The 23,138-nt window shown below is 69.1% G+C and carries 22 protein-coding genes; 8 read left to right on the forward strand and 14 right to left on the reverse strand.

The features are described 5' to 3' along the window. Window position 1: 1 nt before the first annotated feature. From gcl to E0H92_RS00320, 3 genes are read right to left on the reverse strand one after another with little or no spacing between them, the layout of a single operon-like run. On the reverse strand, window positions 2-1,771 hold the full coding sequence (gene gcl, locus E0H92_RS00310; protein ID WP_131494989.1) for a glyoxylate carboligase: 1,770 nt from the start codon (window positions 1,769-1,771) through the stop codon (window positions 2-4). Next, window positions 1,771-2,655 carry a 2-hydroxy-3-oxopropionate reductase gene (locus E0H92_RS00315; RefSeq protein ID WP_131468753.1) on the reverse strand — a complete coding sequence of 295 codons (885 nt, stop codon included), beginning with the start codon at window positions 2,653-2,655 and terminating at the stop codon, window positions 1,771-1,773. Before E0H92_RS00315 ends, gcl begins: the two co-directional genes overlap by 1 nt. A 1-nt stretch (window position 2,656) precedes the next feature. Continuing rightward, window positions 2,657-3,475, reverse strand: a complete 819-nt coding sequence (locus E0H92_RS00320) for a hydroxypyruvate isomerase family protein (RefSeq protein ID WP_131494990.1) — start codon at window positions 3,473-3,475, stop codon at window positions 2,657-2,659. Between the two features lie 167 nt (window positions 3,476-3,642). Between E0H92_RS00320 and E0H92_RS00325 the strand changes: the two genes are divergently transcribed. From E0H92_RS00325 to guaD, 6 genes are all read left to right on the forward strand, one after another. Beyond that, on the forward strand, window positions 3,643-5,175 hold the full coding sequence (locus E0H92_RS00325; RefSeq protein ID WP_131494991.1) for a PucR family transcriptional regulator: 1,533 nt from the start codon (window positions 3,643-3,645) through the stop codon (window positions 5,173-5,175). Between the two features lie 142 nt (window positions 5,176-5,317). Further along, window positions 5,318-7,243: a 2-oxo-4-hydroxy-4-carboxy-5-ureidoimidazoline decarboxylase gene (gene uraD, locus E0H92_RS00330; RefSeq protein ID WP_131494992.1), complete on the forward strand. Its 1,926-nt coding sequence runs from the start codon at window positions 5,318-5,320 to the stop codon at window positions 7,241-7,243. Next, window positions 7,240-8,679, forward strand: coding sequence for a xanthine dehydrogenase small subunit (locus tag E0H92_RS00335; RefSeq protein WP_131494993.1), 1,440 nt, complete (start codon window positions 7,240-7,242; stop codon window positions 8,677-8,679). Before uraD (E0H92_RS00330) ends, E0H92_RS00335 begins: the two co-directional genes overlap by 4 nt. Next, window positions 8,676-11,108 carry a xanthine dehydrogenase molybdopterin binding subunit gene (gene xdhB / locus E0H92_RS00340; RefSeq protein ID WP_131494994.1) on the forward strand — a complete coding sequence of 811 codons (2,433 nt, stop codon included), beginning with the start codon at window positions 8,676-8,678 and terminating at the stop codon, window positions 11,106-11,108. The genes E0H92_RS00335 and xdhB overlap by 4 nt, the downstream gene beginning before the upstream one ends. Before the next feature lies 1 nt (window position 11,109). Next, window positions 11,110-12,003, forward strand: coding sequence for a xanthine dehydrogenase accessory protein XdhC (gene xdhC, locus E0H92_RS00345; RefSeq protein ID WP_131496397.1), 894 nt, complete (start codon window positions 11,110-11,112; stop codon window positions 12,001-12,003). Then, on the forward strand, window positions 12,000-13,277 hold the full coding sequence (gene guaD, locus E0H92_RS00350) for a guanine deaminase (RefSeq protein WP_131494995.1): 1,278 nt from the start codon (window positions 12,000-12,002) through the stop codon (window positions 13,275-13,277). The genes xdhC and guaD overlap by 4 nt, the downstream gene beginning before the upstream one ends. Before the next feature lie 30 nt (window positions 13,278-13,307). Here guaD and E0H92_RS00355 read toward each other — a convergent pair whose 3' ends face one another. The 8 genes from E0H92_RS00355 to E0H92_RS00390 form a co-directional block, all read right to left on the reverse strand. Then, complete coding sequence (locus E0H92_RS00355) at window positions 13,308-14,258, reverse strand: type IV toxin-antitoxin system AbiEi family antitoxin domain-containing protein (protein WP_131494996.1); 951 nt, start codon at window positions 14,256-14,258, stop codon at window positions 13,308-13,310. A gap of 115 nt (window positions 14,259-14,373) precedes the next feature. Continuing rightward, entirely contained in the window at window positions 14,374-15,717 is a 1,344-nt protein-coding gene (locus tag E0H92_RS00360) for an 8-oxoguanine deaminase (protein WP_131494997.1), read from the reverse strand. Window position 15,718: 1 nt separating this feature from the next. After that, window positions 15,719-16,624, reverse strand: a complete 906-nt coding sequence (gene pucL / locus E0H92_RS00365; protein ID WP_131494998.1) for a factor-independent urate hydroxylase — start codon at window positions 16,622-16,624, stop codon at window positions 15,719-15,721. Between the two features lie 6 nt (window positions 16,625-16,630). Continuing rightward, window positions 16,631-16,948: a hydroxyisourate hydrolase gene (uraH, locus tag E0H92_RS00370; protein ID WP_131468733.1), complete on the reverse strand. Its 318-nt coding sequence runs from the start codon at window positions 16,946-16,948 to the stop codon at window positions 16,631-16,633. Further along, a complete protein-coding gene (gene uraD / locus E0H92_RS00375; protein WP_131494999.1) occupies window positions 16,945-17,436 on the reverse strand; it encodes a 2-oxo-4-hydroxy-4-carboxy-5-ureidoimidazoline decarboxylase in 492 nt (163 codons plus the stop codon). The genes uraH and uraD (E0H92_RS00375) overlap by 4 nt, the downstream gene beginning before the upstream one ends. An 86-nt stretch (window positions 17,437-17,522) precedes the next feature. Next, window positions 17,523-17,900 (reverse strand): helix-turn-helix domain-containing protein, encoded by a 378-nt coding sequence (locus tag E0H92_RS00380; RefSeq protein ID WP_202873477.1) that lies wholly within the window; start codon window positions 17,898-17,900, stop codon window positions 17,523-17,525. Beyond that, window positions 17,893-18,132 (reverse strand): thiamine-binding protein, encoded by a 240-nt coding sequence (locus E0H92_RS00385; RefSeq protein ID WP_131468729.1) that lies wholly within the window; start codon window positions 18,130-18,132, stop codon window positions 17,893-17,895. The genes E0H92_RS00380 and E0H92_RS00385 overlap by 8 nt, the downstream gene beginning before the upstream one ends. Window positions 18,133-18,141: 9 nt before the next feature. Continuing rightward, a complete protein-coding gene (locus tag E0H92_RS00390) occupies window positions 18,142-19,341 on the reverse strand; it encodes a DUF6986 family protein (protein ID WP_202873478.1) in 1,200 nt (399 codons plus the stop codon). Window positions 19,342-19,454: 113 nt separating this feature from the next. On the opposite strand from E0H92_RS00390, the gene E0H92_RS00395 reads away from it, so the two are divergent. After that, window positions 19,455-20,216 (forward strand): IclR family transcriptional regulator, encoded by a 762-nt coding sequence (locus tag E0H92_RS00395; protein WP_131468726.1) that lies wholly within the window; start codon window positions 19,455-19,457, stop codon window positions 20,214-20,216. Between the two features lie 96 nt (window positions 20,217-20,312). Here E0H92_RS00395 and E0H92_RS00400 read toward each other — a convergent pair whose 3' ends face one another. The 3 genes from E0H92_RS00400 to fgd form a co-directional block, all read right to left on the reverse strand. After that, window positions 20,313-20,693 carry a VOC family protein gene (locus E0H92_RS00400; RefSeq protein WP_131468724.1) on the reverse strand — a complete coding sequence of 127 codons (381 nt, stop codon included), beginning with the start codon at window positions 20,691-20,693 and terminating at the stop codon, window positions 20,313-20,315. Between the two features lie 350 nt (window positions 20,694-21,043). After that, window positions 21,044-21,619 carry a GNAT family N-acetyltransferase gene (locus E0H92_RS00405; protein ID WP_131495001.1) on the reverse strand — a complete coding sequence of 192 codons (576 nt, stop codon included), beginning with the start codon at window positions 21,617-21,619 and terminating at the stop codon, window positions 21,044-21,046. Window positions 21,620-21,629: 10 nt separating this feature from the next. Further along, window positions 21,630-22,634 carry a glucose-6-phosphate dehydrogenase (coenzyme-F420) gene (gene fgd / locus E0H92_RS00410; protein WP_131468720.1) on the reverse strand — a complete coding sequence of 335 codons (1,005 nt, stop codon included), beginning with the start codon at window positions 22,632-22,634 and terminating at the stop codon, window positions 21,630-21,632. 92 nt (window positions 22,635-22,726) lie between these two features. Between fgd and E0H92_RS00415 the strand changes: the two genes are divergently transcribed. Beyond that, window positions 22,727-23,050 carry a hypothetical protein gene (locus E0H92_RS00415; RefSeq protein WP_202873479.1) on the forward strand — a complete coding sequence of 108 codons (324 nt, stop codon included), beginning with the start codon at window positions 22,727-22,729 and terminating at the stop codon, window positions 23,048-23,050. Window positions 23,051-23,138: the final 88 nt, after the last annotated feature.

Below are 23,138 nucleotides of genomic sequence, written 5' to 3' on the forward strand. Positions count from 1 at the left end.
TTCAGTCCAGCAACGCGAGGGCGGTGGGCGCGTCCTCCGGCGAGATGGCCAGGTCCTCGAACTCGATGACGTTGTCGATCTCGACCCCCATCGAGACGTTCGTGACCCGCTCGAGGATGATCTCGACGACGACCGGGACCTGGTGCTCGACCATCAGCTTCTTGGCCTGCTCCAGGGCCGGCAGGATCCCGTCCGGCTCGGAGACCCGCAACGCCTTGCAGCCCAGGCCTTCCACGACCTTCACGTGGTCGACGCCGTACCCGTTGACCTCGGGGCTGTTGATGTTCTCGAAGGACAGCTGCACGCAGTAGTCCATGTCGAAGTTCCGCTGTGCCTGGCGGATCAGGCCGAGGTACGAGTTGTTCACCACCACGTGGATGTACGGGATGTTGAACTGCGCCCCGACCGCCAGTTCCTCGATCAGGAATTGGAAGTCGTAGTCGCCCGACAGCGCCACCACCGTGCTGTCCGGATCCGCGACCGCGACCCCGAGCGTCGCCGGGACGGTCCAGCCGAGCGGCCCGGCCTGGCCGGCGTTGATCCAGTGCCGCGGACGGTACACGTGCAGCATCTGCGCCGCCTGGATCTGCGACAGCCCGATCGTGCTGACGTAGCGGACGTCCGGCCCGAACGCCCGGTTCATCTCCTCGTACACCCGCTGCGGTTTGATCGGCACCGCGTCGAAGTGCGTCTTGCGCTGCAGCGTGGTCTTCCGCTCACGGCACTCCGTGGCCCACGCCGTACGGTCCGGCAACGAACCGGCCTGCTCACGTGCGACCTCGACGAAGACCTCCAGCGCGGCCCGAGCGTCCGAGACGACACCGTAGTCCGGTGCGAACACCCGCCCGATCTGCGTCGGCTCGATATCCACGTGAATGAACTTGCGCTCGCCGCGATAGACATCCAGCCCGCCGGTGTGCCGATTCGCCCACCGGTTGCCGATCCCGAGGACCAGGTCGGACGCGAGCATCGTCGCGTTCCCGTACCGGTGCGACGTCTGCAGCCCGACCATGCCCGCACTCAACGGGTGGTCGTCCCCGATCGCACCCCAGCCCATCAGGGTCGGTACGACGGGAATCCCGGTGAGCTCCGCGAACTCGACGAGCAGGTCCGCGGCGTCGGCGTTGATGATGCCGCCACCTGCCACGATCAGCGGGTGCTCAGAGGCCTTGAGCATCGACAGGACCTTCTCGGCCTGCGCACGGGTGGCCGCGGGACGCGAGACCGGAAGCGGCTCGTAGGTGTCGATGTCGAAGTCGATCTCGGCCAGCTGGACGTCGATCGGCAGGTCGATGAGCACCGGACCGGGACGCCCTTCACGCATCACCTGGAACGCCTTCTGGAAGGTGCCCGGGACCTGCGCGGCCTCCATCACCGTGACCGCCCACTTGGCGACCGGCTTGGCGATCGCGGAGATGTCGACGGCCTGGAAGTCCTCCTTGTGCAGCTTCGCGACCGGTGCCTGGCCGGTGATGCACAGGATCGGGATCGAGTCCGCGGACGCGGAGTACAGCCCGGTGATCATGTCGGTGCCGGCCGGTCCCGACGTACCGATGCAGACGCCGATGTTGCCCGCGCGGGCCCGGGTGTACCCCTCGGCCATGTGCGACGCGGCCTCGACGTGCCGGGCGAGCACGTGCTTGATCCCGCCGTGGGCACGGATCGCGCTGTAGAACGGGTTGATCGCGGCGCCGGGCAGCCCGAACGCCTGCGTCGACCCTTCCTTCTCCAGGATCAGTACGGCGGCGTCGACCGCGCGCATGCGGGTCATCAGCTGACCTCCTTGCCGGACAGTCGCTCGACGCCACGGAGCAGCGCGGAGTGGTCGAGGCCGCCGTCGCCGTTCGCCCGGGCCGACGCGACCAGCTGTGCCACCAGGGCACCCAGCGGTACGACGACGCCCGCCTCGCGCGCGGCCGCGGTGACGATACCCATGTCCTTGTGGTGCAGGTCGATCCGGAACCCGGGCTCGAAGGTGTGCGACAGCATGTTCTGCTTCTTCTGGTTCAGCACGGTGGAACCGGCCAGACCGCCGCCGAGCACGTCGAGGGCCGCCTTGGTGTCGACGCCGTACGCCTCCAGGAAGACGACCGCCTCGGAGACGGCCTGGATGTTCGCGGCGACGATCAGCTGGTTGGCGGCCTTGACCGTCTGGCCGGATCCGCTCGGACCGACGTGGACGACGGTCTTGCCGACCACGTCGAACAGCGGCTTGGCCTCGGCGAAGTCGTCCGCCGAGCCGCCGACCATGATCGACAGCGCGGCGTTCTTGGCGCCCGCCTCACCACCGGAGACCGGGGCGTCGAGCAGCCGGAATCCGATGGCGCGGGCCTGCTCGGCGAGCTGCTGCGTGACATCCGGCCGGATGCTGGAGAAGTCGATGATCAGCGCACCGGTCTCCGCGTTCTGGAAGACGCCGCTCTCACCTTCGAGGACGTCCTGGACGTCGGGCGAGTCCGGCACCATCACGCAGATCACGTCGGCGCCCTTGACCGCGTCGCCGATCGAGGTCGCGGCCCGGCCGCCGGCGGCGATCAGGGCCTCCGCGCGCTCCGGCGAACGGTCCAGACCGGCGACGGTGTGGCCGGCGTTGGCGAGGTGGACGGCCATCGGGTTGCCCATGATGCCGAGGCCGATGAAGGCGATGTTCGTCATGTCAGTTCTCCTGGAAAGGCGTGGGGATCCAGGCGAAGCTTGCTTCTGAGGTGGTGGACGGCTTGTACTCGAGCCCGACCCAGCCGGCGTAGCCGCATCCCTCCAGGGCGGTGAGCTGGTGGTCGAGCGGGAGGGTGCCGGTGCCGGGCTCGTTGCGGCCCGGGTTGTCGGCGACCTGCACGTGGGCGACCCGGTCGGTGTGCTCGGCGATCACCCGGTCGACGTCGTCGCCGTTGACCGCGAGGTGGTACAGGTCCGCGAGCAGTCCGATGTTCGGTACGTCGTACGCCGCCTGGACGCGATCGATCACGCTCAGCGCGTCGGACGCGACCTTCAGCGGGTACCGTTCCGCGCCGCTGACCGGCTCGACGAGGACCGTGGCGCCGATCCGCGCGGCGGCCTGGGCGGCGAGGGCGAGGTTCTCGACGGCGACGTCGTCCTGCTCCTGCTCGCTGCTGCCGTCCACGCGGTTGCCGTACAGGGCGTTGAAGCCCTGGGTGCCGAGCCGCTCGCCGATGCCGACGGTGACGTCGACGTTGTCGCGGAACTCGCTCGACCGCTTCGGCCAGGACACCAGGCCGCGGTCGCCGCCCGGCATGTCACCGGCGAAGAAGTTCAGGCCGGTGAGCTGCACGCCGGCGTCGGTGACCGCGGTCACGAACGCGTCGACCTGCCGCTGCGGCGGGACGGCCTCGACGAACGGCCACCAGAACTCCACCGCGCTGAACCCCGCCCGCCGAGCGGCGGCCGGCCGCTCGAGCAGAGGCAACTCGGTGAAGAGCAAAGAACAGTTCACCGTGTACTTCAGCTGGTGACTCATCCCGACTCCAATTTCCGCATTGTGGAACTTGATTTCTGCTCTGTGAAATGACCATAAGCTCACAGCATCGGAGCGTCAAGACGCCGGCGCCTGGCCCGGGCAGACCAAGGACTGTCTTACGCGGGCGCGCGCGTTGTACGTTCCTCTAAAGGGATCGGAGGTACGTCGTGTTGCTGGCCGAGCTGCTGGATGCGCCCGAGCTCGGGTTGCGGTTGATGCACTCGACGGGCGGGACGCTGGACCGGCCGATCGGGCGACTGGTGACGACCGACCTGCTGGAGCCGGGGCGGTATCTGAGCGGCGGCGAAGTGGTGCTGACCGGGCTGGTCTGGCGGCGGCAGGCGGCCGACAGCGAGGTGTTCGTGGCGTCGATGGCCGGCCGCGGCGCGACCACGATCCTGGCGGGCAAGGCGCAGCTCGGTGACGTGCCGGCGGATCTCCTGGAGGCGTGCCGGCGGCACGACGTGACGTTGGTCGAGGTACCGATCGAGGTCGCGTTCGCGGACGTGACGGAGTACGTCGCGGCGGCGGGATCGGCCGAGACCGGCGCACGATTGTCGGCCAGCCTGGTGCGCCAGCGGCAACTGCTGTCGTCGATCGCTGCCGGGCGCAGTCTGGACGAGCTCGCGGCGCGGATCTCCGCCGAGATCGGGCACGACTGCCGCGTGCTGACCCCCACCGGGCGCCACGTCGTACCAGGGCCGAGCGAGCTCGACGCCGAGACGGTCGACGCGGTGACGCGACGCTTCCTGACCGCGGACCGAATGCCTGCGGTAGCGACCGCTCCGGGCCATTCGTACAGCCTGTTCCCGGTCGGGTCGGGGTTCGGGAACCGGCTGACCGCGTGGGTGCTGGTCATCGACGGCGACCACACGACCTGGTCCCGCGATCACGTTGAGGCAGTACACGAACTGAGCGCGATCGCCGCGCTGGACCGCGCCCGCCGCGACGAGGGCCGTCGCGCACTGCGCCCGTTGGTGGCCGACGCCCTCGCGCTGGTCGAGTCCGGTGCCCCGCAGGCCGAGGTCGCCGCGCGGCTCCGGCAGGCGGGAGCGCACGCGGAGCGGCCGATGGTCGTCGCGGTCGCCGAACTGCGCGACGACGGCCCCGGCGAGGTCGCACTGAGCCTGCTCGAGGATGTCGCCCTCACGGTCGGACCGGCCGTGGTCGCGCCGGGCCGCGACGATCTGCTGGTCGGTTTCCTACCCTTCACGCCCGAGCTTCCCGAGCACCTGCGCCGGGCTTTCGGCCGCCTCGGGCCAGGCCTCAACCGGGCCCGCCTGACGGTCGGGATCAGCGGGGAGACGTCGATCGACGCGCTCGCCGGTGCGCTCGAGGAGGCCCGGTTCGCGCAGCGGGCGGCGAGGGCGGCACGGGCGCCGGTCTCGGTGGTGACCTCCGACGAGGTCGCCTCACACGTCCTCCTCCTCGGCACGCTCCCGGACGACGTACGGCGTACGTACAGCAACCGCGTCCTCGGTGCGGTTCTCGACCACGACCGCCGTACCCATGCCGACCTGCTCATGACGCTGCAGGCCTTCCTCGCCTGCTCGTGCTCCTGGACCCGTACAGCGGAGTCGCTGCATCTGCATGTCAACACCGTTCGCTACCGGATCGAACGCGTTGAGCAACTGACCGGACGCGATCTGTCGACCCTCGAGGACCGGGTGGACGTGTTCCTCGCCTGTAAATCGCTGTAGTTGTGTGATCACACAAAACCAGGCGTTCTCCGGACGTTCATCTTCGGAGGTTCACCGGGTGCAATCCACCGCTCGGTGAGCCGATGCTCGGGTGCAGGTCAAATCCCCGCACCGCCCCACGCAGCCGAGGAGCGTGTCCCCGATGAAGGCAGTCCTGCGACCGAGCCGCCATACCAACCGCCATCCTGTCGACCAGGTGCTGCCACCTGGGAAGCTCGCGGTGTACGGCGCTCAGCACGTACTGGCGTTCTACGCCGGGGCGGTGATCGTACCGATCCTGCTCGCCAGTGCGATCGGGCTCACCACCGAGCAGCTCATCCACCTGATCAACGCCGACCTCTTCACCTGCGGCATCGCGTCGATCATCCAGTCGGTCGGCTTCTGGAAGGTCGGCGTCCGGCTGCCGCTCCTGCAGGGCGTGACGTTCACCGCGGTGTCGCCGATGATCGCGATCGGTCTCGCGGCCGGTGGCGGGACCAACGGTCTGCTGGTGATCTACGGCGCCGTTCTGGTCGCCGGTCTGGCGACGTTCTTCATCGCACCGTTCTTCAGCAAGCTGATCCGGTTCTTCCCGCCGGTGGTGACCGGTTCGGTGATCACGATCATCGGTCTGGCGCTGCTGCCCGTCGCGGCCGGGGACGCGGTCGGCGGCGCCGGCCCGACCGCCGCGCCGACCAGCGGTAAGAACATGGCGTACGCACTCGGCACGCTGGCGCTGATCGTCCTGATCCAGCGCGTCTTCAAGGGCTTCATGGCGACGATCGCGGTCCTGGTCGGTCTGGTGGTCGGGACGTTGGTGGCCTGGGCACTCGGCGACGCGCACTTCGGCGCGGTCGGCGACGCGGCCTGGGCGGGTGTGACGACGCCGTTCTACTTCGGCTGGCCGAAGTTCTCGATCGCCGCGATCATCTCGATGATCGTGGTCATGCTGATCACCGCGGTGGAGACCACCGGTGACGTGTTCGCGACCGGTGAGATCGTCGAGAAGCGGATCGGCCGCGACGACATCGCCCGGGCGCTGCGGGCCGACGGCCTGGCGACCACGATCGGCGGCGTCTTCAACTCGTTCCCGTACACCTGCTTCGCCGAGAACGTCGGTCTGGTCCGGCTGACCCGGATCCGCAGCCGATGGGTGGTCGCGACGGCGGGCGCGATCATGATCCTGATCGGGCTGGTGCCGAAGGCCGGTGCGGTCGTGGCCGGCGTACCGCACCCGGTGCTCGGCGGCGCGGCGCTGGCGATGTTCGCGACGGTGGCGGTGGTCGGGTTCCAGACGCTCGCGAAGGTCGACTTCCACGACCACCGGAACGTCGTGATCGTGGCGACCAGCGTCGGCCTGGCGATGTACGTGACCGCGCAGCCGCAGGTCTCCCAGGCCGTACCGGACTGGGCCGAGATCATCTTCGGCAGCGGCATCACGCTCGGCAGCCTGACCGCGATCTTCCTGAACATCCTGTTCCACCACGTCGGCAAGAACTTCGGCCCGGCGGTGGCCGGTCAGCCGGGTGACAGCGTCCGGCTGGACCAGGTGAACCAGATGACCCGCGAGGAGTTCGTCGAGACCTTCGGCAGCCTGTTCCAGGGTCCGCGGTGGGCCGTCGAGCGCGCCTGGGAGATGCGCCCGTACGCCGACACGCACGCGCTCCGGCGCTCGTTCCAGGAGGCGTTGTTCTCCGGGTCCCGGGAGGAGCAGCGGGACCTGATCCAGGCGTACCCGCAGCTCGGATCGCAGTTCGTGGCCGAGGGCCGCAGCGGCGAGGCTTCGTTGCGGGACCAGTCGGACAAGGGGCTGACGTTCCTCGGCGACCCCGAGCGGGACGAGCTGACCGCGATCACCTCGGCGTACGAGGACCGCTTCGGCTTCCCCTTGGTGATCTCGGTGCGCGACGCTGAGTCGTACGAACGGATCGTCGAGCAGGGTCGTGAGCGGCTCGGCAACTGCGAGAACCAGGAGCACGCCGCCGCGCTGCTCGAGATCGCGAAGATCGCCGGCTACCGGTTCGACGACTTCGTGTCCGACGCCAACCCGATCCACAGTGCACGCACCCGATGGAGCACGAACCGATGACTACGCAAGCCCTCCGCGCACCTGCGCTGACCGTGAACGGTGAACTCACCGCGCTCGGCGACATCTCTGTCCACACCACCGTGCTGGACTGGCTGCGGGATCGCGGCCTGACCGGCGCCAAGGAGGGCTGTGCGGAGGGCGAGTGTGGTGCCTGCTCGGTGATGGTCGCCCGCCCCGGCACCGACTCCGAGACCGAGTGGACCGCTGTGAACGCCTGCTTGCTGCCGGTAGCGTCGCTGGACGGCCAGGAACTGGTCACGTCGGAGGGCCTGGGCTCTCCGGCTGAGCTGCACCCGGTCCAGCAGGAGATGGCAGTCCGCGGCGGCTCCCAGTGCGGGTACTGCACACCTGGCTTCATCTGCAGCATGGCCGCCGAGTACTACCGGCCGGGACGTGCCTGTGGTGGAGAGGGTGATCACGAGCACGGACCGAACGGGTTCGATCTGCACGCGTTGAGCGGGAACCTGTGCCGGTGCACGGGCTACCGGCCGATCCGGGACGCCGCGTACGCGTTGGACACTCCGGCCGAGAACGACGCGTTCGCCGTACGCCGGGACGCGGCCCCGCCCGCCCCCGCGGCGACCGGGATGGTCTCGCCCGAAGGGGAGTTCATCCGGCCCGCAGCGCTCGCCGAAGTCCTCACCGTCCTGGGCGAGCGGAACGACGCGGTGGTGGTTGCCGGGTCGACCGACCTGGGTGTCCAGGTGAACATCTTCGGTTCCCGCCCAGCGCTGACCATCGCGATCGACCGCCTGGAAGAGCTCCGGGAGTTCAGTTTCGGTGCCGACGAGGTTCGGTTGGGTGCTGCGCTGACGCTGACCGAGATCGAGCGGAGGCTGGCCGGCCGGGTTCCGCTGCTCGCCCAGATGTTCCCGCAGTTCGCCTCGCGGCTGATCCGGAACGGCGCGACCATCGGCGGGAACCTGGGCACCGGATCACCGATCGGAGACACGCCACCGGCCCTGCTGGCACTGGATGCTTCGTTGGTGCTGGCCTCCAGCCGCGGGGAGCGGACCGTGACGCTCGCGGAGTACTTCACTGGGTACCGGGAGACGTTGAAGGCACCCGACGAGCTGATCAAGACGATTGTCTTTCCGTTGCCGTTGGCACCGATGACCGCGTTCCACAAGATCGCCAAGCGGCGCTTCGACGACATCTCGAGCGTCGCGATCGGGTACGCCGTCGACGTGACGGACGGTGTGGTGCGCACGGCGCGGATCGGGCTCGGCGGTGTCGCGGCGACCCCGTTGCGCGCCCGGGAGACCGAGGCCGCGTTGGTCGGTCGCCCGTGGACCGAGGAGACCGTGCGGATCGCGGCCGGGGTGATGGCCGCGGAGGGTACGCCGATGGACGATCACCGCGCTAGCTCGTCGTACCGCTCCGCGATGCTCGGCCAGTCGCTACTGCGCTTCTACTACCAGGAGGTCGGCGCATGAGCTCGCTGTCGGAACGGCCTGCTGCCGCGGTTGTCGGCGTACCGATGCCGCATGAGAGCGCCGCGCTGCACGTGACCGGAGCCGCCTTGTACACGGACGATCTGGTGATGCGTACCCGCGACGTACTGCACGCTTGGCCGGTGCAGTCGCCGCACGCCCACGCGCGCGTGACCGCGCTCCGGGTGAAGCCGGCGTACGACGTTCCGGGTGTGGTGCGCGTGCTGACGGCGGACGACGTACCGGGGGTGAACGACGCCGGCGTGAAGCACGACGAGCCGTTGTTCCCGGGTGAGGTGATGTTCAACGGGCATGCGGTGTGCTGGGTGCTCGGGGAGACGTTGGAGGCCGCGCGGCTCGGGTCGCTGGCGGTCGAGGTCGAGTACGAACCGCTGCCGTCGCTGGTGACCGTGCGCGAGGCGATCGACGCGGGAAGCTTCCAGGGCATCGGGCGGCATCTGGAGCGTGGCGACGTCGAGGCGGCGCTGGCGGGCGCGGAACACGTGTTCCGTGGCGAGTTCGAGTTCGCCGGGCAGGAGCACTTCTACCTCGAGACGCACGCGGCATTGGCGCTGGTGGACGAGTACGGGCAGATCTTCGTGCAGTCGAGTACGCAGCACCCGTCGGAAACGCAGGAAATCGTCGCACATGTGCTCGGGCTGGCCAGTCACTCGGTGACGGTCCAGTGCCTGCGGATGGGCGGGGGCTTCGGCGGCAAGGAGATGCAGCCGCACGGGTTCGCCGCGATCGCCGCGCTGGGTGCGACGTTGACCGGGCGGCCGGTGCGGTTGCGGCTGAACCGGACGCAGGACATGACGATGTCGGGCAAGCGGCACGGGTTCCACAGCTCGTGGACCGTCGGGTTCGGGGCCGACGGCAAGCTTGTCGCGCTGGACGCGACATTGACGGCCGACGGCGGGTGGAGTCTCGACCTGTCGGAGCCGGTGCTGGCGCGCGCGATGTGCCATATCGACAACGCGTACGAGATTCCGCATGTCCGGGTGGACGGGCGGATCGCGCAGACCAACAAGACGTCGCAGACCGCGTTCCGCGGGTTCGGCGGCCCGCAGGGGATGCTCGTGATCGAGGACATCCTCGGACGGTGCGCCCCGCTCCTCGGGTACGACGCGTTGGAGCTCCGTCGGCGGAACTTCTACCAGGCGGGCGATTCCACGCCGTACGGGCAACCGGTGCGGCACGCGGACCGGCTGGAGTCGTGCTGGAGTCAGGTGCTGTCGGGTGGCGAGGTGGCTGCGCGGCTGGAGGCTATTGAGGCGTTCAACGCAACGCACGAGCATGTGAAGCGCGGGCTGGCGATGACGCCGGTGAAGTTCGGGATCTCGTTCAACCTGACCGCGTTCAACCAGGCCGGGGCGCTCGTGCACGTCTACAAGGACGGCTCGGTGCTGATCAACCACGGCGGTACCGAGATGGGACAGGGCCTGCACACGAAGATGCTGCAGGTGGCGGCGACCACGCTCGGGCTGCCGTTGGCGCGGGTACGGCTGGCGCCGACGCGGACCGACAAAGTGCCGAACACGTCGGCGACCGCGGCATCGTCGGGTGCTGACCTGAACGGCGCGGCGATCAAGAACGCGTGCGAGCAGATCCGGGAGCGGCTGGCACAGGTCGCCGGCGGGCGGCTCGGGATCAGCCCGTCGGACGTGCGCTTCGTGGACGGCGTCGCCCGCGGGCTGTCCGGGGACGGGGTCGACTGGAACGAGCTGGTCAATCTCGCGTACCACCAGCGGGTGCAGCTCTGGGCGGCCGGGTTCTACCGGACCGAGGGCCTGCACTGGGACGCCAACGCGATGCGGGGCGAGCCGTTCAAGTACTTCGCGTACGGCGTTGCGGCGTCCGAGGTGGAGGTCGACGGGTTCACCGGGTCGTACACGCTGCGCCGGGTCGACATCGTGCACGACGTCGGCGACAGCCTCAGCCCGTTGATCGACATCGGCCAGATCGAAGGCGGCTTCGTGCAGGGCGCCGGGTGGCTGACACTCGAAGACCTCCGCTGGGACGAGAGCACCGGCGACCGTCGCGGTCGGCTGTCCACGCAGGCGGCGAGCACGTACAAGCTCCCGAGCTTCTCCGAGATGCCCGAGACCTTCAACGTCACCCTCCTCGAGAAGGCCCACGAGGAAGGCGCCGTCTACGGCTCCAAGGCCGTCGGCGAACCCCCACTCATGCTCGCCTTCTCCGTCCGAGAAGCAATACGCCACGCAGCAGCAGCCTTCGGCCCAGCAGGCACCAGCGTCGACCTCCCGTCCCCCGCCACACCCGAAGCGGTGTACTGGGCAGTCGAGAAAGCACGCACCGGCACCACCGACTGGCAGACGGAAACCACGCCGCCTACCCCTGGACGCGACACCGCCCCACCGTCGCTTGGCGGCGATGTTTCTCCTCCTCCCCTAGAGCGGGAGCGTGAGTGAGATGGAGTGGGTGAAGGCTGTTCAGCAGTTGCGAGCCGGCCGTCAGGCCGGCGTGCTGGTGACCGTCATGTCTGTTCGTGGACATGCGCCTCGGGAGGCCGGCGCGAAGATGGTTGTTGCTGCTGACAACGTCTGGTCGACTGTCGGCGGCGGCAACCTGGAGGCGTTGGCGGTTGAGCGTTCGCGAGCGATGATCGCCGACGGCGTGACGACTCCTGAGGAGCTGACCGCGGCGTTGTCCGACAAAGCGCCGTACCAGCACGGGGTTCAGTGTTGTGGTGGTGAGGTGAAGTTGTTGCTCGAACCGCTCCCTGTAGTCCCGTCGGTGGCGATCTTCGGGGTCGGGCATGTGGGCCTGGAGTTGGCGCGGGTTCTCGCGCGGCACGATCTCGAGCTGCATCTGATCGACTCGCGCGCCGACCAGCTGACGACCGATCGGCTGGCAGTCCTGGACGACGCGATCGCGAACGTCCATGTCCACAACGTGCCGGTGCTCCCCGAACTCGTGGTCGGCGAACTGCCGCCCGGTACGCACGTTCTGATCATGACGCACGACCACGCCGAGGACGCGGCGCTCTGCGACGCCGCGATCCGTAACGAGGAGCTGGCGACCATCGGGTTGATCGGCTCCAGCGCGAAGTGGACCCGGTTCCAGCGCAAGCTCGCCGAGGACGGCAACTCCGCCGAGGCGATCGCTCGCATCACCACCCCGATCGGGCTGTCCGATCTTCCCGGCAAGGAGCCGGCAGTGATCGCGGTCTCGGTCGCCGCCCGGCTCCTGCAGCAGTTCACCGCCGAGCAATCCGCTCGGCCCCAGACCGCCGAGCGGCATCCCGTGTCGGCACATTCCGCCGAAGGTCGCCCCGCCTCGGCTCAGCGTGAGGCAAAGGCATGACTCTTTATCGTGGCACGTTCATCGACACGCCGGAGAACCCGTTCGACGGCGGCAGCCTGCGGGTCGACAGCGACGCGGGACTGCTGGTCGAGGACGGGATGATCGTTGCCCGCGGCCCGTTCACGGAGATCCGCGAGGCGCACCCGGCCGAGCAGGTCGTGGATCTGCGCGACGGCGTCGTACTGCCCGGATTCGTCGACACCCACGTGCACTTCCCGCAGATCCGCGCGGTCGGCGGTCTCGGGCTGCCGTTGCTCGAGTGGCTCGACCGGTACGCCCTCCCCGAGGAGGCGCGGATGGCCGACGTCGACTACGCGTCCGGCGTGGCCAACGAGTTCGTCCGCGGGCTGGCTGCGGCCGGTACGACGTCCGCGCTCGTCTTCGGCGCGCACTACGCCGACGCGGTCGACACGCTCTTCGACGCCGCGTCCAAGGTCGGTCTCCGGATCACCTCCGGGCTGGTGCTGAGCGACCGCCTGCTCCGGCCGGAGCTACTCACCACCCCGGTGCGCGCGTACGCCGAATCGCTCGCCCTCGCGAACCGCTGGCACGGCGTCGGCCGCAACCGGTACGCCGTCACGCCGCGCTTCTCGCTCTCCTGCACGGACGAACTGCTCGCGACGTGCCGCGAACTGATGGACGCGATCCCCGGCGCGCTGTTCACCTCGCACGTGAACGAGAACGAGGCCGAGATCGCGTCGGTCGCCGATCTGTTCAACGGCAGCGACTACGTGACGACGTACGACCGGCACGGCCTGGTGGACCGGCGTACGGTGCTCGCGCACAACGTCCACCCGACGGACGTCGAGCTGAAGACCTTGGCGACGAGCGGCGCGACGGTCGCGCACTGCCCCACGAGCAACGCGGCGCTCGGCAGCGGACTGTTCCCGCTGACACGACACCTGCAGTACGGCGTCCGCGTGGCACTCGGATCGGATGTCGGCGCGGGCACGGGCTTCTCGCTCCTGAAGGAGGGGCTCCAGGCATACTTCTGCCAGCAACTCCAAGGCGACCAGGGCCGCCCGCTGTCGGCAGCCCACCTGCTCTACCTCGCCACGACGGCCGGCGCCGAGGCCCTGGACCTGCCCCAGGTCGGCCACCTCTCGGTGGGCCACCACTTCGACGCCCAGCTCCTCCGCCCCTCCGAAGGCTCCCCGTTGGCCGTAGGCATCACCCACGCCGAAGACACCGAGGAAGCCCTAGCCCGAATCTTCACCCTGGGCACCCCCGCCGACGTCCAGGCCGTCTGGATCAACGGCGAACTCCTGCACTGAAAACACCCGCCGGGCTCTGGGAACAGGCCATTACCTGTTCCCAGAGCCCGCGGCATGTCTCCGCAACGCCTGCCAGATCCGGCCGGCCGTGTCACGCGGGCGACTCAGATCGGCCCAGCCGGCGCGGAGTACGCCGTACCCGCGTTCGCGCAGGCGGTCCTCGCGCCACTTCTCCGCGAGTACGGCGTCGGCGTTGTCGCCGTACTTCATCGCGCCGTCGAACTCGATCACGAGCACCCCCGCGAGCAGGAAGTCGACGCGCCCGATCAACCGGCCCGAGGCATCCCGGATCTCGACCTGCAGTTCGGGTGTGGGCAGACCGTGGTTCGCCATCAGTACGCGGAACCGCGACTCGCCGACCGATTCGCTGAGGCCGTTCGCGAACTGTACGGCGGCGTCCGCGGCCGAGGCACCGCGCCAACGCCGATGCCGTCGTACCACCGCGGCCAGCTGTTCGCGCTCCGTCAGCTCCATGCGCAGGGCCGCATCGGCGAGGACGACCCCGACTTCGTACGACGTCGTACAGGCGGTCTCCACGATCGCCCGGCCGACCTTCATGACCTGCAATCCACCCAGCTCGACGACATCATCACCGGTCATCGCGCCACGATGCACCCGCACGGCGCGCCCGCTGCGGGCTCGCCCCGAAGCGACGCGCGTGAAGTGGGCTTTGGTCAAGTCGCTGCCCCACATCGGTAGGCCGTGGAGCATGGCCGCGGACTGATGGCTGACGACGACATCACCGAGTCGTGCGCTCGCCATCCGCACGTTCAGCAGGTGCAGCCGGACCGCGCGCTCCCACGGCGGCTCGTCGGTCGGCCAGCCCCGCGGGTCGACGTACGAGTTGAAGCTCAGTTTGAGCCACTGCCCGCTGCGCACTCGCTGTCGCAGCTCACCTTCGCTGTACCCTGCCGCGATCGCGTCGGGGCGCGTGAACCACCCGCCCCGCTCGGCCGCGATCACTTCCAATCTCCTGTTCATACCCAAGAAGATGCACGCCTCGCACCGCCCTAGGACGCACCAATCCAGCATCTGTGGACAACCCCCGGGCTCTGCGAACAGGCCATTGCTTATTCACAGAGCCCGGGGGTTGTCGTCAGCCCAGGAGCGCGGTTTGGGTGCGGGCGACCGCGTCCGCCAGGGCGCGCTCGTCGGCGGTTTGGAGTACGTCGTGTTCGACGACGGGGCGGCCGTTGGCGAGGAGGAGGGTCAGGGGTGGGGGTGTGGAGAGGGTGAGGGCCGCGATCGGGTCGGGGATGCCGGCGTGCGGGAGGGTGGTCAGGTTCCACACGGCCAGGTCGGCTTGTTTGCCGGGTTCGAGCGAGCCGATGTCGTTGGAGCGGCCAAGGATGCGGGCGCCGTCCAGGGTCGCCATCTCCAGCGCGGCGCGGACGGTCAGCGCTTGCGGGCCGCCGCGGGCGCGGGCGAAGAGGAGGGCGTGCCGGAGCTCCTCCACCAGGCTCCCGGATTCGTTGCTCGCGGCACCATCCACACCCAGTCCGACCGGCGAGCCGGCGGCGCGGAGATCCGCCGTACGGGCGATGCCGGCGCCGAGGCGGGCGTTCGAGCTGGGGCAGTGCGCGACGCCGGTGCCGGTGCTGCCCAGGTGCTTGATCTCCGCGTCGTCGAAGTGGATCCCGTGCGCGAACCACACGTCCGGACCCGTCCAGCCGAGCCGGTCCGCATACTCGAGCGGCGTGCAGTTGAACGTCTCCCGGCACCAGTCCGTCTCGTCCGTGGTCTCGGCGAGATGCGTGTGCATCCGTACGCCGCGACGCCGCGCGAGCTCCGCCGACTCGCGCATCAGCTCGCCGCTCACGCTGAACGGCGAACACGGCGCGACCACGATCTGCAGCATCGAATCCGGCGCCGGATCGTGCCAGCGGTCGATCGCGGCCTCGGTCGCGGCGAGGATCTCGTCCCGGTTCTCGACCACAGAGTCCGGCGGCAACCCGCCGTCCTTCTGACCGCGATCCATCGACCCGCGGGCCGGATGGAACCGCAGTCCGATCTCACCCGCCGCGGCGATCTCCGCCGCGAGCAGGTCGCCACCGTCGCGGGGGAACACGTAGTGGTGATCGGCGACCGTCGTGCATCCGGTCCGCGCGAGCTGGGCGAGCGCCGCCCGCGCCGCGACGTACACGGTCTCCTCGGAGATCCGGGCCCACACCGGGTAGAGCGTCGTCAGCCACTCGAAGAGGGTCGCGTCCGCGGCGAGACCGCGCGTGACCCACTGGTACAGGTGCTGGTGCGTGTTCACGAACCCCGGCGTGACGAGGCAGCCGCTTCCGTCCACGACCCGAGCATCGTCGTACGCCGGAGCGGGTCCGGGCCCGACCGCTGTCAGGCGATTGCCCTCGGCAACCACATGCCCGACGAACTCGCGCCGGTCCGGATCGAGGCTCGCCACGTAGGCGCCCTCGATCACGATCCTGGACATGTCAGCAGAAACCGGGGACGGCGTGCCAGGCGCTGCCGGCGTCGCTCGCGTCGTCCCGCGTGACGGTCGCCTCGATCAGACCGTACGGGCGATCGGCGGCGATGAACACCTCACCCGGGTTCTCGGTGCCGAACGGCGACAGGTCGACGAGGAAGTGGTGCTTGTTCGGCGCCGAGAACCTGATCTCGGCGACCTCCGGGTGCTGCTCCAGCACCGCCGACCCCATCCCGTACAACGTCTGCTGCAACGCGAGACTGTGGATCGTGGCGAAGCGCGAGAGCAGCAGTCCCTTGATCTCGTCGTACGACTTGTCCCAGTCGACCTCTCCGTGGTCGTAGCGCCATCGCGCGACCAGTGACGTCGCCAGGATCCGGTCGTTCGTCTCCGGCAGCGTCGTGTACTCGTCCTTCAGGAACCCGTGGAACTCTGACCCGGTCGACTTCAGGACGACGAGATCGCTGATGCCCGACACGACGTACGTCTTCCGGTCGGTACCCCGGCCCTCCACGTTGACGACGGTGTTCCGTACGCCGCCGCCGGTCCGGACGAACGAGTGGTGGTGCCCCTGGCCGTCGACCTGGATCCGGTCCCAGGCGTACTCCTCGACCTCGACCCGGGCACCCTGCGCGGCCGGCGACGCGTCCAGGAAATGCGCGCCGAGCGTCAGCGCGTAGTCCTCGATCGCCCCGATCCCCTTCTCCTTGGCGAAGGCGAACGCGGTGTTCTTCTGCGTGTCGGTCGGCAGCACGTCGGACTGGTCGCCGGTCGTGTGCGCGTCCTCGAAGTCGCCGCGGAGCGCGGTCGACACGTTCAGGTCGCGGATCTGGTGGCGGGGCGTGTCGCGGTAGATGCGCACCACGCGGTTCTCGGCTTTGCCGTACTGGTTGGCTCCCAGGTGGATGGCCATCTGAGATCAGCTCCCTCGGTAGGTGGAAAACGCGAACGGGCTGAGCAGCAACGGGACGTGGTAGTGCCGCTCGTCGGCGACCGTGAAGGTCACGGAGACCTCGGGAAAGAAGATGTCCTGACCGGTTTCGGCGGCGTACGACGCGACGTCGAACCAGAGTCGGTAGGTGCCGTGCTCGAGCTTGGGTGCGAGCTCGGCGATGCGGCCGTCGGCGTCCGTCGTACCGGTGGCTTCGACAACGTCACCCCGGTAGAGCCGGACCTGGACGTTCTGCGCCGGGCGTCCCAGCGCGGTGTCGAGAACGTGCGTGCTGAGCGAGCTCATGCGACCACCTTCCCCAGGCGGAGCAGCGCGATCTTGCGCAGCTCCTCGTGTACGACGGTTGCCTCGGTTGCATCGTCGTGGGTGAGACGGGTTCGCAGGTTGTCGAGCATCTGCGCGGCGGACAGTCCCGTGGCGCAGATCAGGAACACCCGGCCGAACCGGTTCTCGTACTGACGGTTGCCCTCGGCAATCTCCTGCCGAACCCGGGCGTCGTCGCCGACCCCCGACTGCTCGTTGCGCGACCAGGCGGCCTCGGTACTCGCGCCCTGCGGCCGGTCACCGATCCGCGGGTGCGCCTGCAGTGCACGATCGACCTCGCTGTCGTCGAGCTCCCGGAGCATCTGGTCGGCGTACGCGGTCAGTGCCGCGAGATCGCCGTACGGCCGCTTGGCCACAATCGCGTCGGCCCAGCGGGGCACGTCACAGCAGGCCGCCAGCGCCGGCCGGAGCCGGTCGGTCGGAGCGGAGTTGAACTCCTCCAGGTCCACGGATCACACCTTCTCGAATCCCGAAATCGACTTTCCGTATGACGAGAGTGGCAGGTGGGCGGCTTGTCGTCAACAGTTTGTTGAAATTAGCGAGCGCGGTTCAAGTAGTTGTAGACGGTGAAGCGCGTGACGCCGAGGGCCTCGGCGACGATCTCGGCCGACTTGCGGTACTCGAAGGCGCCGCGCGCTTCCAGCAGCAGCACGGCCTGCTGCTTGTCGTGCCGCGACAGGTCGCGCAACGAACCACCCAGCTCGTCAGCGACTCCGGCCAGCAGACTCTGCACGCCACCCTCCTTCTCGGGCGTCACAGCCTTGGTGGAGGGCAGGCGTACGGCGACCAACGGCTGACCCTCCCAGGCCAGCGTCACGTCGTCGTCGTGCGCATCGCCGGGATCGACGAGCTGGGCGTTCAGCCGCTCCACCAGCGGGGTGATCGCCTCGACCAACGGGTGCACGTCAGGCATCGCGTCGTACCTGTAGGGTCACCTGGCTCGCGCCGCCGGCGAACGCGGCTTCGAGCACCTTCGGCAAGGCGGGCAGCAGGAGGTGCTGCTCACCGCTGACCTGCGTACCGAGGGGGCCGAACTCGCAGTCGAGCCCGGCCGCCTCCGCCGCGCGCAACGCCTCGGTGGCGTGCGCGGGCGGTGGACCTTCCACGTCGAAGGGCTCGGTGGTGAACTCCGCAACCAGTCGCATGCCGCGAGGCTAACTCTCCGGGGCTGCTCTGCGCGCCAGCCTGGCGAGGTCGTTGTCGTCGAACTCCGACGTCTCGATCGCGCCGCACTCGATGCCGCGCAGTACGAAACCGGCGAGCGCGGCGGCCGTCGCGGGCTCGTCGAGGTAGCCGGACTCGCCGTCACCCAGGTACGCGCGGAGGCGTTGGGCGGCCTGGTCGAAGCCTTCCCGGTAGAACAGGTACGTCGCCGCGAAGCGGGTCGGGAGCTGGGCCGGGTGCATGTCCCAGCCCTGGTAGATGCCGCGGGCGAGCGAACGACGTACCAGCCGGAAATGCAGGCGCCAGGCGTCGTGAACCGCGTCGCCGACCGGGAGAACGTTGGTCGAACCATCGGATACGAACACGCCGGTGCCGGCCGCGGCCAGCTGCATGACGTCCTTGGCGTGGTCGGCGACCGGATGCTCCATGCTCTGGTACGCCGCCGCGACGCCGAGCGAGGCGGAGTAGTCGTAGGTGCCGTAGTGCAGTCCGGTGACGCGCGTGCCGCCGGCCTTGATCATCCGGGCGATCAGCGCGCTGCCGTCCGCGCCGAGGATCGCCTGCGGGGTCTCGACCTGGATCTCGAACTTCAGCGGCGGTTTGCCGTGCTTGCGCTCGAGCGTCTCGAGGACGAACACCATCGCCTCGACCTGCTCGACCGACGTCACCTTGGGGAGCGTGATGACGAAGCCGTCGCCGATCGCCCCCAGATGCTCGAGGAAGAGGTCGAGCGTCCGCACCGCACGATGTCGCGTCGGCGCTTCGAGCGACTTGATCCGCAACCCTTGGTACGGCGTCGGCACGCCGGCCGCGAAGGCCTGGGCGACAGCGATCGCCGCGGCATCCTCTTCGTCGTCCGGCCGGTTGCCGTAGCCGTCCTCGAAGTCGACGCGGAGATCCTCGATCGGCTCCCGCTCGAGCTTGGCCCGGACCCGGTCGTACACGTCGTCCGCGACCTCGACGTTCAGGATCTTCGCGAGATCCGCGGCCGATCCGGCGTACTCGTCGAGGGCCGCGCGCGCCTGCGCACCCCAGTCCGCCACCGTGCGTACGTCGTACCGATCGGCCGGAACGTACACGGTGTGGACCGGTTGCCGGACTCCGCGATCGCCGCGATAGTCCGCGGTCAGCGCCGCGTCCGCGGCCGCCAGCCGCCGGTCCAGCTCGGTCACCAGGTCATCCAGGCTCACTGCAGGCCTCCTTTTCCGTATTGTGGAGACTAATATCTACCTTGCGGAAGACACAAGCATTCGAGCTTCCGAGATCTGGCGCTAAACTTCCGTGATCCGGAAAGGTGGTTGTCATGACGGAGACGAACGGCAAAGGACGCACCGGCAGCGTGCAGTCCATCGAGCGGGCCTTCGGGCTGCTCGAGACGATGGCCGACGCGGGCGGGATGATGGGCCTGTCCCAGCTGGCCGCCGCCTCCGGCCTGCCGCTGCCGACGATCCACCGGCTGGTTCGCACCCTGGTCGACCTCGGCTACCTGCGTCAAGAGCCGTCGCGGCAGTACGTGCTCGGACCGAAACTGATCCGGCTCGGGGAGAGTTCGTCGCACATGCTGAGTGTGTTCGCCCGGCCGCACCTCGCCCGGCTCGTCGACGAACTGGGCGAGTCCGCGAACATGGCGATGCTCGACGGCGACCAGATCGTGTACCTCGCGCAGGTCCAGTCGCGGCACTCGATGCGCATGTTCACCGAGGTCGGCCGCCGCGTCCTCCCGCACTGCACCGCCGTCGGCAAGGCGATCCTCGCCCAGTTCCCCGAGTCCGAGGTCCGCGACCTCCTGCACCGCACCGGCATGCCGAAACACACCGACAACACGATCGTCACCCCCGACGCCTTCACCACCCAACTCCACCAAGCCTCCGACGCCGGCTACGCCACCGACGAAGGCGAACAGGAAGTCGGCGTCCGCTGCGTCGCAGTAGCCGTCCCCGACGCCCCCACCCCCCTAGCCATCTCCATCTCCGGCCCCGCCGGCCGCATGACCGAATCCCTCGTAGAACAAGCCATCCCCCTCCTGACCCACGCCGCCAAGTCCCTCTCCGACGACCTCCACTAGCTCGCCTCCTGAGCTGGAGGGTTGCCCCCTGAGATTCTCAGTGGGCAACCCTCTAACTCGACGGTCAACCCCTGACCGGCGCCGGTCAGGTGCGTGCTAGCGGGACGGCGGCTGCAGGACGCAGAACTCGTTCCCGTCCGGATCAGCCAGCACGTGCCAAACCCACCCCGCCTCAACCACCGGCTCCCCGGTCAACCGGCGAGCACCCAGCGCCTCGACTCGAGCAACCTCGACGTCCAGGTCTGCAGTACGCAGGTCCAGGTGGAGGCGGTTCTTCCCGAGCTTCCGATCGGTGACTCGCTGCAACAGAACCTCCACTCCAGCCCCGTCAGCGGGCACCAGGCTGAGGTACGTCTCCGACTGCCCTTCACGAACGTAGCCGAGCGCCTCACCCCAAAACACCGCCGCACGCTCCAGCTCAGCCACATCGACCACAACAACCAACTCACCACGCAGGTACTGCTGAGGCGTCCGCATCCCCCAGACAGTACGACGACGAACCGACACACCTTGAGCTGTCGGCTGCCGGTCAGTAGCCCGCCCGTCTAACCACAGCCTGGCCAGCCACCACGTGCTCGCCTATCAACCACCCGCGAGCGCAGCGAGCAGCCCGCGGTGGCCAGCCCGCAACACCCCGGCGCCAGCCGGAAACGCGGGGCGCCAGCCCGAACGACCGGCGCCAGCCGGAAACACCCGGGCGCTAGCCCGAACAGCCGGCGCCAGCCGGAAACAGATGTACGGCGCCAAGCCGGGGGTGGGCGGGAGCGCGCGTAGCGACCGCGGTGAGGAGCGGAGCGACGAGTGGTGGTTGCGGAGCACGCGGGGGTTCAGGGGGCGTATGTGCGCCACTGCTCAGTCAGCTCGTACCCAAGAGACTGGTTGGCCTGCAGGCTGGCTTGGTTTGCGGCGGCTCCGCCGGTGCTGAAGCGGGTGATGCCGATGTCGAGGAAGGCGAGGATGGAGGCTGCCTTGACGGCCTGGGCGACGCCGCGGCGGCGGTGGGTGGCGAGGACGGAGGTGAAGGCGGTGTCGCCGAAGCCGTCGCGTTCGCGCATGACCGTTGCGCCGACCAGGCGGTTGCCGTCGAACGCGCCGAAGACCCGGTTCTCCGGCCACAGCCGGGCGACGTCGGCGAGTTCCCCGACGACGCGGTGCGTCGCGGGGGTGTACGGGTAGTCGGCCTCGTTCGCCTTCTCCAGCGCGTACAGGTCCTTGGCCGACTCGGCGCCGAGTTCGCGGAGCGTGAGTCCGCCGGCGGTCACCCGGCGTACGGCGGACTCCAGCAGTTCACGGTCGGGGTTGAACAGCCGCACCGCCCAGGACTCGGCGACCACGCGGTACCCGGCTGCTTCCAGCTCGGCGCACCGCGGGTCGCCTTCCTGAACGATCTCGTATTCGGCCACGGGGTGATTGTCAGCCCAGTTTGCGCAGCAGCGGAAGGACATCCTCGGTGAACTGGGTGAGGAAGCGCTCCTGGTCGTTTCCCGGACCGTGGACGACGAAGTGGTTGAACCCGGCGTCGAGGTACGGCTGGAACTGCTTCACGACCTCGTCGGGGTCCGACGCCACGATCCACCGTTTCGCGACCTGCTCGATCGGCAGCTCGTCGGCGAGCCGTTCCATCTCGGTCGCGCTGGTGACGCTGTGCTTCTGCTCCGGGGTGAGCGACAGCGGCGCCCAGAACCGGGTGTTCTCCAGCGCCGCGGCCGGATCGCGGTCGTACGACACCTTGACCTCGAGCATCCGGTCGATGTCCTCGAACTTCTTCCCGGCCTTCTCGGCGCCCTCCTTCACCGCGGGGATCAGCTTGTCCGTGTAGAGCTCCATCCCCTTCCCCGACGTCGCGATGAACCCGTCACCGACGCGCCCGGCGTACTTCGCGACGAGCGGACCGCCCGCGGCGACGTACACCTTCAGCGGCGTCTCCGGACGGTCGTAGATGAACGCGTCCACGGTCTTGTAGTACGGCCCCTCGGAGCTGACGCCGTCCTTCGTCCACAGGTCGCGGATCAGCTGCACGGCCTCCCGCAGCCGCGCGAACCGCTCCTTGAACTCGGGCCACTCGCGCCCCGACACCGCGATCTCGTTCAGCGCCTCGCCGGTGCCGACACCGAGCATGACGCGCCCGGGGTACAGCTCGCCGAGCGTCGCGAACGCCTGCGCGATCACCGCCGGGTTGTACCGGAACGTCGGCGTCAGCACCGACGTACCGAGCAGCACCCGGTTGGTCCGCTCGCCGACCGCCGCCAGCCAGGCGAGCGCGAACGGCGCGTGGCCGCCCTCGTGCCGCCACGGCAGGAAATGGTCCGACACGGTCACACTGTCGAGCCCGAGCTCCTCGGCCCGAACGGAGTACTCCACCAGATCCCGCGGCCCGAACTGCTCCGCCGAAGCCTTGTACCCGACCCGAATGCTCACCCTCTGCTCCCAACGTCGTCTGCGCGTACTCCGAAGGACAACCGCGCCCAGGTCCGACTTTATGCCGCCCGAGGTCGCTAACATCCAGAATCGTGAACGCAAGCGAAGCACGGGTGCTCGGTCTGATCGGTACGACGTTCCGCGCGGCGCAGCTGCCGGCGATCCGCGTCACGGTGCCGGCCGCGCTCGCCGAACGGGCTGTCGCCGCGTGGCAGCGGGACGCCGAGGACGCCGTACCGGAGCTGGAACGCCCCGAGGACCGGGTACGTCGCCAGCGCGCCGGGGCGCTCGCACTGATCGGGCTCACGATCAGCGAACGCGGGCAGGTGGACGCCGACGGGAACACCGTCGTCGACCTCAGCCCCGAACTGGTCGGCGTCGCGATGGACGCGGCCGACGACGTCCATCTGCGCTGATCCGGAGAGCCTGATTGACTCCGGCCGCGGGGCTCGGAGAGGATGTGGGTCCGGCGCGGCCCGCGCCTCACCTTCGTCGACCGGCCCC

Origin of the sequence: Kribbella speibonae, assembly GCF_004331375.1 — a bacterium.
Taxonomy (GTDB): Bacteria; Actinomycetota; Actinomycetes; order Propionibacteriales; family Kribbellaceae; genus Kribbella; species Kribbella sindirgiensis.